Source organism: Streptomyces nanshensis, assembly GCF_001751255.1.
GTDB classification, from domain to species: Bacteria; Actinomycetota; Actinomycetes; order Streptomycetales; family Streptomycetaceae; genus Streptomyces; species Streptomyces nanshensis_A.
Genome location: NZ_LJGW01000268.1, coordinates 1 through 11,227 on the forward strand (window position 1 = coordinate 1; position 11,227 = coordinate 11,227).

The 11,227-nt window shown below is 74.0% G+C and carries 8 protein-coding genes; 3 read left to right on the top strand and 5 right to left on the bottom strand.

The genetic code is table 11. From position 1 onward, the window contains the following. On the bottom strand, positions 1 to 1,818 hold a 1,818-nt coding region (locus tag AN218_RS15790), incomplete at its 3' end, for an amino acid adenylation domain-containing protein (protein ID WP_171908691.1). A gap of 661 nt (positions 1,819 to 2,479) precedes the next feature. Here AN218_RS15790 and AN218_RS15795 point away from each other — a divergent pair. Next, a complete protein-coding gene (locus AN218_RS15795; protein WP_070017526.1) occupies positions 2,480 to 5,431 on the top strand; it encodes a SpoIIE family protein phosphatase in 2,952 nt (983 codons plus the stop codon). A gap of 42 nt (positions 5,432 to 5,473) precedes the next feature. On the opposite strand, the gene AN218_RS15800 is transcribed toward AN218_RS15795, so the two are convergent. After that, positions 5,474 to 6,046, bottom strand: a complete 573-nt coding sequence (locus tag AN218_RS15800; RefSeq protein ID WP_070017527.1) for an RICIN domain-containing protein — start codon at positions 6,044 to 6,046, stop codon at positions 5,474 to 5,476. Positions 6,047 to 6,331: 285 nt separating this feature from the next. Between AN218_RS15800 and AN218_RS15805 the strand changes: the two genes are divergently transcribed. Next, positions 6,332 to 6,718 (top strand): DoxX family protein, encoded by a 387-nt coding sequence (locus AN218_RS15805; RefSeq protein WP_070017528.1) that lies wholly within the window; start codon positions 6,332 to 6,334, stop codon positions 6,716 to 6,718. Between the two features lie 894 nt (positions 6,719 to 7,612). On the opposite strand, the gene AN218_RS15815 is transcribed toward AN218_RS15805, so the two are convergent. Then, positions 7,613 to 8,716, bottom strand: coding sequence for a cellulose binding domain-containing protein (locus AN218_RS15815; RefSeq protein ID WP_070017530.1), 1,104 nt, complete (start codon positions 8,714 to 8,716; stop codon positions 7,613 to 7,615). A 291-nt stretch (positions 8,717 to 9,007) separates the two neighbouring features. After that, positions 9,008 to 9,799, bottom strand: a complete 792-nt coding sequence (locus AN218_RS15820; RefSeq protein WP_070017531.1) for an SDR family NAD(P)-dependent oxidoreductase — start codon at positions 9,797 to 9,799, stop codon at positions 9,008 to 9,010. A 192-nt stretch (positions 9,800 to 9,991) separates the two neighbouring features. On the opposite strand from AN218_RS15820, the gene AN218_RS15825 reads away from it, so the two are divergent. Continuing rightward, on the top strand, positions 9,992 to 10,558 hold the full coding sequence (locus AN218_RS15825) for a TetR/AcrR family transcriptional regulator (RefSeq protein WP_171908692.1): 567 nt from the start codon (positions 9,992 to 9,994) through the stop codon (positions 10,556 to 10,558). A gap of 60 nt (positions 10,559 to 10,618) precedes the next feature. On the opposite strand, the gene AN218_RS15830 is transcribed toward AN218_RS15825, so the two are convergent. Then, positions 10,619 to 11,227 (bottom strand): carbon-nitrogen hydrolase family protein (locus AN218_RS15830; RefSeq protein ID WP_070017533.1); only part of this gene is annotated, 609 nt, incomplete at its 5' end.

The following is an 11,227-nucleotide window of genomic DNA, read 5'->3' on the forward strand; positions in this document are numbered from 1 at the left end:
CGCGCGGGCGCCCTCGGCCTCCCCGGCGGCGCCGGCTTCCGTGCCGCCTGTGCCGCCGGTGCCGTCTGTGCGGCCGGTGCCGCTCGCGCCGCCCGATACGCCCGTGCCGCCGAGGACTTCCTGCCACAGGTCCAGCAGCCCGGGTTCGATGTGCGCGTCGTCGGGGCGTTCGCTCGGCGGTACGTCGGCGGCGGGCGCGGGCGTCTGAGCGAGCAGGGCGTTCCGGTCGGTCTTGCCGTGCGCGGTCAGCGGGAAGGAGTCGCGCACGACGACCTGGTGCGGCACGGCGTACCACGGCAGCCGCTCGCGCAGCCTCTCGTGTACGTCGCCCAGGACGATCCGCGCACCGGGCGCGGGGATCACGTACGCGATGAGCTGCTCGGCACCGGGCGCGTAGACGCCGTCGGGCGCCGGGCGCTTGAGCACGAGGGCCTGGGTGACACCGGGCTGCTCGATCAGCGCGTGCTCGACGTCGCCGGCCTCGACCCGGTAGCCGCGCACCTTGAGCATGTGGTCGACGCGGCCGAGGAAGGTGAGGACGCCCTCGCGGTCCCTGCGCACGATGTCGCCGGTCCGGTAGTAGGGGCGGGGTGTGCCGTCGGAGCCGGTACGGGTGTAGAAGGCGGGCCGGTCACCGCGCTCCGGGCGCAGCGTGCGGCCGACTTGGACGCCGCCGATGTGCAGCTCGCCGCGCACACCGCCGTCCCCGTCGCCGTTCCCGTCCCCGTCCGCATCCGCTGCCGTGCCCGCGTCCCCCGCCGTCGCCTCGTCCGCGTCCGCCTCCGCTTCCGGATCGGTCTCCGTCTCCGTCGGCTCCACCAGCAGTTCGGTGTTGCGGATCGCCGTCCCGATGGGCGTGCGCTCGGGACCGGTCTCGTCCTCGCCGACCTCGTACATCGACACGCACACCGCGGCCTCGGTCGGACCGTAGCCGTTGATCAACGTCAGCCCGGGCAGGGCGCGTTTGATCTCGCCGAGCAGCCCGCGGGGTATCGGCTCGACGGCGACGATCGCCCGCTGCATCGACCGCAGATCGAGACCGTCGCGCAGGCCCTCCGCGATGGCGGGAAGGAAGGCGGCGGGGATGTAGGAGTGCGCGATGCGTTCGTCCGCGAGCCACCGGGCGAAGCCCGCGGGGTGCCAGCGGCGGTCGTCCGGTGTGACGACGAGTTCGCCGCCGGTCGCCAGCGCGGTCCATGTCTCCAGCACCGCCGCGTCGAAGCCGGGGCTCGCGCAGGTGCTGTACCGGGCGCCCGGCGGTATCGCACGGCGGGCCACGCACTCGTCGAGCATGTTGGCGATGCCGCGGTGCTGGACGACGATGCCCTTCGGCGTCCCGGTCGACCCCGACGTGTAGATCACGTACGCGTCCTCGGCGGTCACCCGCGTCGCGTCCCCCCACCGGCCGGGGCGGGGCGGCGGCGCGGGAGCGCCCGCGGCGGATCCGTCCGTGCGCGGGGAGGGGGAGTCGAAGACGGCGGCGGGTGCCGCGTCCGCGAGGATGCGCTCCACGCGGTCCGGCGGATAGTCCGGATCGACCGGCAGATACGGCTTGCCGCAGCGCATCGCGGCGAGCGCGGCGCACATCTGGTCCGGGCCGGGTTCGAGGAGGACGGCGACCGGGCCCGGCCTGCCCGTGACGAGCGGGGCGAGGCGGTCGGCGAGCGCGCGGGACGCCTCGGCCAGCGTCCCGTAGGCGACCGACGACCGCCCCGCCCGGACGGCGACTGCCCCGGGGTCGCGTTCTGCCGCTTCGTCGAAGCGGTGGAGCAGGTCGCGGTGGGTCTGCTCCGCGGCCGTGGCTGTCTGCTGTGCCATATCGGACATCCCGCAAGACGTGTTCTGAGACGTGAGCTCCGTACACCCACAAGGGTCACGGGAGTCGCGCCATACTACAAATGGCCCTTACCCCTGACATATGTCTCCATTCCGAGGAGACGGCTCGGGCCCGGGACGGGGTCGGGTCCGGATCGGGGCGTCCCGGTCGAGGTGCCTCGCGGTGTGCGTGCGTACGGCTGCGCTCTGCGTCGCGGCGCACCGCGGTCGCATGCATGCTGGTGGTGGCCAGGAGGGTGCGGACATGGCAGGTGACGCGGGCAGGCGGGAGCCGGACACGGGCGGTGCCGCGGAGGCGCCCGGGTCGCGGACGTCCGCGCCGGCGCACGGCCGCCGTATGTCTCGCGCACGCGCGGGGTCGGCGTCCCCGGACCGTACGGAGCGTCCGGGCCGTACGAGCGGTGCGAGGACCCCGCTCCCGCTCCCTCACGGCACGGACGCCCCGGCGCCCGACACCCCGTCCCCGTCGAGGAGTTGGAGGGACCTCCGCGGCCGGCCGGGCCCGCCGTCCCCGTGAACGGCGGCCCCCCTCGCGGCCCCACGGCTCTGCTCCGCCGGCCGGCATGAGCACCGGGACCGCAGTCCACGGCAGCGGCGAGCACACGGCACAGGCCGAGGCAGGCGAGGCAGGCGAGAGGCACGCATGGCGGGATTCCTGAGACGTCTCCGCGCGCTGTCCGGTGCGCGCGCCGAGCGCCCCTCCCGCCAGAACGCCGGGACGGACGATGCGGGGAAGGGCGCCGCGGGGACGGGCGACAGGGGCAAGGGCGACGACGGGAAGCGCGGTGCCGGGGAGCGCGGTTCGGGGGCGGGCCGTGACGTTCACGGGCGTCCGGCGCCCGGCTGCGATCCGCCGCCTTCCACGCGCGGCCGCCGGCTGTGGTCGGCGCTGAGCGAACGCAGCGTCGCCCGGCAGGTGTTCGCCCTCCAGCTCGTCATCGTCGTGCTGCTCGTCGTGGCCGCGGTCGTCGCCCTCGTCATCCAGGCGAACAGCGACAACAACCGCTCGGCGCGCGCCCGTACCCTCGACGTCGCCCAGTCCTTCGCGCAGGCGCCCGGAACGGCGCGCGCCCTGCGCTCCTCCGATCCGACGGCCGCACTCCAGCCCCGCACCGAGGCCGCGCGCAAGCGGCTGCGCGTCGACGCGATCGTCGTGGCCAGCCCGTCCGGCATCCGCTACACGCACCCCGACAGAAGCCGGATCGGGAAGCGGCTCACCGAGCCTCTCGGCTCGCCCCGGCGGGTGCGGATCGACACCGTCGACGGCGCGATCGGACCCGTCGTACGGGCCGTCGTCCCGGTCACCGACCCCGACGGCAGGATCGTCGGCAGGGTGAGCGTCGCGATCAAGGAGGAACAGGTCAGCGCCGGTCGGGAGATGGCGCCCCTGCTGATCCCGGCTGCCGTCGCCCTTGCGCTGGCGACCGCCGGCGCGGCCCTCGTCAGCCGCCGGCTGCGCCGGCAGACCAAGGGACTCGGGCCGCTTGAGATGACGCGCATGTACGAGCACCACGACGCGGTGCTGCACGCCGTCCACGAGGGCGTCGTCATCGTCGACGGCGAGGGACGGCTGCTGCTCGCCAACGACGAGGCCAAGCGGCTGCTGGACCTCCCGTCCGACGCGCGCTGCCGCCACGTCGCCGACCTCGGCCTGGAGCCGCGCACCGCCGAGCTGCTCGCCTCGGGCCGCGTCGCCACCGACGAGATCCTGCCGGGCGCGGGCGAGCGGCTGCTCGCGGTCAACAGCCGCCCCACGGGCGCCAAGGGGGGACCGCCCGGCTTCGTCGCGACGTTCCGCGACGCCACCGAACTGCGGCTGCTCTCCGGCCGGGTCGAGGCCGCCCGGCGCCGGCTGCGCCTGCTCTACGACGCGACCGGCGCCATCGGCACCACCCTGGATGTGACGCGTACCGCCGAAGAGTTGGCGCAGTTCGCCGTACCGCGCCTCGCCGACTACGTCACCGTGGACCTCGCCGAGCCCGTGCTCTCCGGCGACGAGCCCCGCCCGTCGTTCGGGAGTCCCCGGATGCGCCGCACCGCCTTCGACGGCGTACGCCCCGACCCGCCGCTCTTCCCCGTCGGCGAACTGATCACCTACGTGGCGTCCTCGTCGCAGGCGCGGAGCTTCGCGGGGCAGGCGGTGCTGGAGGAGCGGCTGAGCGACGCTCCGCGGTGGCGCTCGGTGGACCCGGCGCGGACCGCCCGCGTCATCGAGTTCGGGATCCACTCGCTGATCGCGGCGCCGCTGCGGGCGCGCGGCGTGCTGCTGGGCGTGGTGAGCTTCTGGCGGTCGGAGAAGCCCGGACCCTTCGAGGAGGAGGACCTCTCCCTCGCGGACGAACTCGCCGCCCGCGCCGCCCTGTCCATCGACAACGCCCGCCGCTACACGCGCGAGCACTCCATGGCCATCACCCTCCAGCGGCGTCTGCTGCCGCGCGCCCTGCCCGAGCAGTCCGCCGTACAGGTCGCCACCCGCTATCTGCCCGCGACGGGCGGCGTCAGCGGCGACTGGTTCGACGTGATCCCGCTGCCCGGGGCCCGCGTCGCGCTGGTCATGGGGGACGTCGTCGGACGCGGGCTGCACGCGGCGGCCACCATGGGACGGCTGCGCACGGCCGTGCACAACTTCTCCACCCTCGACGTGCCTCCGGACGAACTCCTCGCCCACCTCGACGAGTTGGTCGTCCGCATCGACCAGGACGCCCTCGCCGCGGGCGACGAGACCGCCATCACCGGCGCCACCTGCCTCTACGCCGTCTACGACCCCGTCTCCCGGCTGTGCGTGACGGCACGGGCCGGGCACCCCGCCCCCGCCCTCGTACGTCCCGACGGCACCGTCGACTTCCCCGACGTACCGGCCGGACCGCCCCTCGGCGTGGGCGGACTGCCCTTCGAGGCGGCCGAGATGCGCCTGGAGGAGGGCAGCATGCTCGTCGTCTACACCGACGGGCTCGTCGCGCGCCGCGGCCAGGACGTCGACAGCGGACTGCGTGCCCTGCGCGAGGTGCTGGAGCGGGCGCCGGGCTCACCCGAGGAGACCTGCGACGCCGTGGTGGAGGCACTCGTCCCCGCCGGGCAGCGCGACGACGTCGCCCTGCTCGTCGCCCGTACCGACGTGCTGGCGGCCGATCAAGTCGCCGAGTGGGCCGTGGAGTCGGACCCCGCGGCCGTCGCCGAGGTACGCGCGGGGGTCGCCGCGAACCTCGCCGACTGGGGCCTGGAGGACATCGCCTTCACGACGGAACTCATCCTCAGCGAACTGCTCACCAACGCCATCCAGCACGCCACCGCCCCCGTACGGGTCCGGCTGCTGCGCGACCGCGCACGGCTCGTCTGCGAGGTCGCCGACAGCAGCAGCACCTCACCGCATCTGCGGTACGCGGCCACCACCGACGAGGGCGGACGCGGACTCTTCCTGGTGGCCCAGCTCGCCGACCGCTGGGGCACCCGCTACACGAAGGAGGGCAAGGTCATCTGGACCGAGCAGGCGCTCCCCGGAAGCGGCGATCCCGACCCGGAGGACCCGGGGCTGCCGGAGACGGGGGCGAGCCCGTCCGAGGGGCGGACCCCGCCGCGCGGACGTGTCACGGCGTGAGCGGCGTCGGCGGTCCGCCGCCCCGAACGAACTCCTTTGCGTCTAGGCGTAGTTGATCTTCCACATCTGCGCCGTCGCGGGCGTCCGGCCGAACTTGCGCGTGACGTTGACGTACGTGTCGGACGCCGACTGCGCCCGGTAGGGCCCCAGGGCGTAGTCGCGATGGCCCGCGGGCACGATGGTGTGCACGTACGAACGGCTGCTGGTCTCCTCGATCAGCCAACTCTGCCGCGCGTCACCGCTGTTGCAGTCCCGTACCCACACGGCGCCTTCGCCGTCGCCCGTGCCCTTCTCGTCGGACAGGCAGTACCGGGAGCCCGCGCCGAAGGGCTCGCTGGGAGAGATGCTGTACGTGCCGTCACCGCGCGGACTGATCCGCCAGACGCTTCCGGCGCCGTTGTTGGCCATCGGGTCCCGGTCCCAGATCTGTGTGCGCTGACCGTGCGCGACGGTCTGGTGGTCGGTCGAGAGGTACCAGTTGCTGGCGTAGTTGCTGATGATCACGTCCCGTCCGGTGGGCGGGGCGGCCTGTGCCGGCGAGGCCGACACACCCGTGAAGACCAGCGCGGCACCTCCGGCGGCCACGAGGGCCCGAAGACGACGACACAGCGGCATGCTTTCTCCTTCTTCTCCGACGAGGTCGACGACTGCCCCGCGGGTGGGCAGCGGCGCCCATTCTGACCTCGTCTCGGCACGCACCGTCAGGGCGTGATCACCGGCGCGGGCGGCGCCCCGGCCGCGGTTTCCGCACCCGGGGGAGCGCATCCGGTACGACCACTCCCTTCCTCCGGGGGACGGTCCGCGGTGGCTGCGTGTGGAGGCGGGCATCCGGCATGTCACGTGCCGGGCAGCCGTCCCGTCGTACGGGTACGTGAGCGACCCGGACCCAAGGAGCGGACGATGAACCTCGCGCTGTTGACCGCCGCCGTACTGCTCGCCGCGGTGGCCGTGACCGGCGGCGTCACCAAGGCGTTCGTACCCGTGGAGAAGCTCGCCGCGGCCAAGGGAGGCGGATGGACGGGGGACGTCCCCGTCTGGTTCGTCAGAACGCTCGGCGTCCTCGAACTCCTCGCCGCGGCGGGCCTGATCCTGCCCGGGGCGACCGGCGTCGCGCCGGTCCTGGTGCCGGTGACCGCCGTGTGCTGGGCCGTGCTGATGACCGGTGCGGCCGTCACACACGGCCGCCGGCCCGGTGAACTCCCGTTCGCGGCCCTGAACATGGGCTATCTGCTGCTCGCGGTCGTCCTCGCGTGGGGGCGCTTCGGGCCGGAGCCGTTCACGGGGTGAGGGGCGGCGTACGGATAGCAGGTGACGGATGGCGGCTGACGGGGAGCAGTTGACCGATGACGGATGACAGATAACGAATTTTGTCAGCCGTCAGCCGTCAGCCGTCAGCCGTCATCTGATATCTGACATCCGGCATCTGTCCGCCGCCGACGCACAGTTGACCTCGGCTGACCTGACCCGACCCGACCCGACCTGCCCTGACCCGACCCAGCACCACGGCTCTCCCGGGGCTCGCCACGCCTCCGCCTCCGCCGGGCGCTACGCCCAGCGGCGCCGCGCCCTCCCCGGCAAGCGCGCTACCCGCCGCGCCGGCGCCATCCTCCCCGGCGCCGTCCCGCGCGCCCGCCCGCAGCCTCGTACACGACAGCCGTCACCACGCCGTACGTCAGATGCGGCAGCAGATCCCGGAGCCAGTCGGCCGGCTTCCAGCTTCGCGGGTCCGAGACCTTCNCGGAGCCAGTCGGCCGGCTTCCAGCTTCGCGGGTCCGAGACCTTCAGCGCGGCCATCGGGAGGTCCGAGCCCGCCATCGCCGCCACCCCCGCCAGCAGCGCCGCCAGTGGCAGCGCCGGACGCCGGCCGGAGCCGCGGGCCAGTCCGTACAGTGCCCCGACGCTCACGCCCGTGGCCATGCCGAGCAGCGCCCCGAGCGCCGAGGCGCGGTTGTCCCGGACCTCGCCGGTGCCCGGCACCGGCACGTCCGTACGTTCGCTGAACCGGTCGACGACGTCCTTCGGCGCCGAGCTGCCGCCCCGCCCCGTCAGCGCCATGTCGGTGTAGGTGGCGGCGTTGAGTGCCGTGGTCCCCGCGGCTCCGGCCATGGCTCCCGTGAGTGCTCTGCGCATCATGCACTCCGCGGTTACCGCGCGGCGCCCGCGGAAACGTCTCCGGCCTGCTCACAGAAGGCGGCAGGTGAGGCGCGGCGCGGGGGTGCCGCTGCCGGTGGCCTCGAAGCCGAACGTGGCCTCGCCCGTGCTGGGGATCTCCGCGTTGGTGCCGACGTTGCGGGCGGTCACCGACGTTCCCGACTCCTGGATCTCGGAGTTCCAGTGCTTGACCAGTTTCTGGCCGCTGTTCCAGGTCCAGCCGACCTCCCAGCCCCTGACGGGCCGGCCGGTCTCGTTGGTGACCGTCACCGTCGCGCTGAAGTCCTCCCACTGGCTGTCGACGTGCCAACTCGCCGCACAGCCCGTGTTCCCCGGCTGCCCGGCGCCGCCCGCGTCCCCCGGCGGGGGAGCGCCCGGCCCGGACGGTGCGGGGCTGGGCGGGGGTTCGGCGGTGTGCTTGCCGTCCTTGCCGTCGTCCTTGTCCTTGTCCTTCTTCGGGTGGGACGGGGACGGTTTCGGCTTCTTCCCGTCGTCGGTGGCACGGCCGGACGGCGATCCGTCGGTGCCGCCCACCGGAGGCGGCAGCGGCAGCCGGGCGTCGGGAACGGGCGCCGCGGAGTCGTCCCGCGCGAAGGGCCAGCCCCCGGTCTGCTGGAGGACGACGCCCGTGAGCAGGAGCACCGCGAGGGCGCCGCCGACCGGCGCGGCCAGACCCGAGTGACGGCGGATGAACTCCACGACCCGGGCCGTCCCGCGCCGCAGCGGCGAGAACCGGGACCCGGCCCGGCCGTCCGCGCCCGCACCGTCCGTACCGGTGGCCGGGGCGTCCAGCACCTCGCGTACGGAGCCCGGCAGTACGGCGGGGGCCTGCACCATGTGGGCGGGGAGGTCGGCGTAGGGGCGTACGAGCGGCGTCTCCCCGTCGGACGCCGGCGCGGCCGTCTCCTCCTCGGGCGCCGGAGGCGACGGCTCCGTCCCGAACGTCGTACGGGCCGTCTCCGCCTCGGGTGTGGAGGGAGCGGCGTCCGCCTCCGGGGTCGACGTCGAAGGGGACGACTCCGCCCCGGCCTTCGTCTCGGGTCCCGTCTCCGTCTCCGTCCCGGCATCGGCTGACTTGCCCGACTTGCCCGAGTCGGCCGGGACGGCGGGGTGTTCGGGGTCTTCGGTGCTCAAGAGGGGCTCCCTCCGCCGGCGTTCGCGGAAACACCGGCGAGGAACCTGCCGCGGGTGCCGCGGGGAGGCTCCGTCCGGGAGGAGAGCAGGCTACTCCCGGACGCTCCGGACCGGTTGGTTACTGATCAGTGTCCATAGCACTGGAATCTCTGTCCGGAGGTGAGCACCGAGCGTCCGCAACTCGGCTGGTGAGAGGGTGCGTCGGCGCGGGCCGACGCGCACGCGGAGCCCGTCCGCCCTTGCGTGCCCGGCCCCCGCGCCGCCAACGCCCGTCCCGTCAGGGGCGGTTCGTCACCGCTTGCCCCGCTGGGCGTCGACCATCTGCCGGATGGTGCGCTCGGCGTCCGTACGGCGCTGCACCTTCTCCGCGAAGCCCGGGAACTGCCCCGCGATGGCGCTCAGCAGCCTCATCTCCGGTGGGGCGACGTTGACTTCGCCCAGATCGCGTTCGACGGCCCGCACGACTCCGGCCGCGACCTGCGCGGGCGAGACCGTACGCATCCCGCCGGGCGGGGTGGCGCCCGTCGCGGCGAACATGCCCGCGTCGCGGACGAATCCGGGCTGGACGACCGACATTCCGACCCCCGTCCCGTGCAGGTCCTGCCGGAAGCCCGCGGCGAAGCCGCGCAGGCCGAACTTGGTCGCGTTGTAGAGCGACGAGGACTTGGTGGCCGCCTTGCCGGAGATCGAGCCGATCATGACGATATGGCCCCGCCCGGCCTCGATCATGTGCGGGGCGAGAAGGCGGGCGAGCATCACCGGGGCGCGGAGGTTGACGGTCAGCGCCCGGTCGATCTGCTCCGGTGCGTAGTCGAGGAGGTCGCCGCTGGAGGGGAGCGCCGCGTTGGCTATGAGGACGTCGGCGTCGGCGCAGCTCTCCGCGAGGCGCTCGACGTCGGCCGGGTCGGCGAGGTCCGCGGGGGCCGAACGCGCGCCGAATTCCTCGGCGACCGGTTCCAGGGCGTCGGCCCGGCGCCCGGTGAGGATCAACTTCGCGCCTCGTGCGGCGAGTTCGCGGGCCATGGCGTGGCCGAGGCCGCCGGTGGCGCCGGTGAGCAGAACGGTGGAGCCGGTGATGCGCATGCGTCGGACCTTCCGGAGGGAGGGAGACGGGCAGACGGGTAGATGGCCGGTCGTTGCTGTTCGTTCGAACGAACAATATAGCGGGCGGAGGTGTTCCGCGGGCCGGCTCGGCGCGGTCCGCGCCCCTCGGCGTACGTCACGAGACGCCGCTCCGGCGGCACCGGCACGGGCCCAGGTGGGAGAATGCTCCGCGTGCCCAAGCCCTCCGAAACCCGGCAGCGAATCATCGACGCGGTTCTGCGCATCATCGGGCAGGACGGCATCGCCGGCGTCACCAACCGGCGGATCGCGACGGAGGCGGGGATCTCCCTCGGCTCCGTCACCTACCACTTCGCGACGCAGCACGAGTTGCTCCGCGAGAGCCTGCTGCAGTTCGTCGCGGAGGAGACCCGGCGGCTGACCGGGCTCGCCGAGCAGTGCCGGTCCGAGGCGATCGATCTGGACGGCGCCGCGTCGATGGTCGCCGAGGTCGCCGGGGGCAAGGAGTTCGACAGCAGGCACATCGCGCCGTTCGAGCTGTACATCCAGGCCGGGCGCGACGAGCGGCTGCGTGCGGCGGCGACCGAGTGCTTCGCCGCGTACGACAGGCTCGCGGCCCAGATCCTCACCGGGCTCGGCGTTCCCGGGGCCGAACGGCTCGCGGGCACCTGTGTCGCCCTCGTCTTCGGGCAGCAACTGCGGCGTCTGGCCACCGGATCGCCCGCCGAGGAACTCGTCGACGCGCTGCTGCATCTGCTGCCCGCCGGGCACGGCGACTGAGCGTTCGCGGCGCGGAGGCTCAAGTCCCTTCCGCCGTACGTGGGTTGGCGCGGCGCCCCGTTACGCCCGTACGTCCCGGGGACGCTTCCCCCGTTCCGTACGGCACTCGGCCAGCATCCGCAGGACGGTACGGGTCCGCGCGATGTCCCCGGGGTCCAGCACGGCGTGCAGGGTGGTCTCGTGCGCGTCCCGCGTACGGGCGACGGTGGCGCCGTCCGGGCCGAAGAGGGCCGAACCGCCGTCGCACGGGCGGTCCGTGGGGCCTCCCACCGGGTTGACGAACACCGCGTAGACGGTGTTTTCCAGGGCCCGCGCGGCGAGGTAGACGCGTGCCCGGTGCTCGGCTCCGGCCGCGTACGCGCTGGGGCAGACATACGCATGGGCCCCGGCGAGGGCGGCGTCGCGTCCGTGCTCCGGGAAGGACATGTCGTAGCAGACGCCGAGACCGAGCCGCCAGCCGTCGGCCACCAGGACCGTGCCGCGGTCGCCCGGGGTGAAGAGCCGGGCCTCCTCGTCGTGCCAGAGGTGCTGCTTGTCGTACGCGACGGTGGCGCGGCCGGACGGGCCGAACGCGAGGACGGAGTTGGTCAGCGCGCCGTCGGCGCGGCGCACCGCGGCCCCGGTCAGCACGGTCACGGCGTGCTCCGCGGCGGCCGCGGCGAGCGGGTC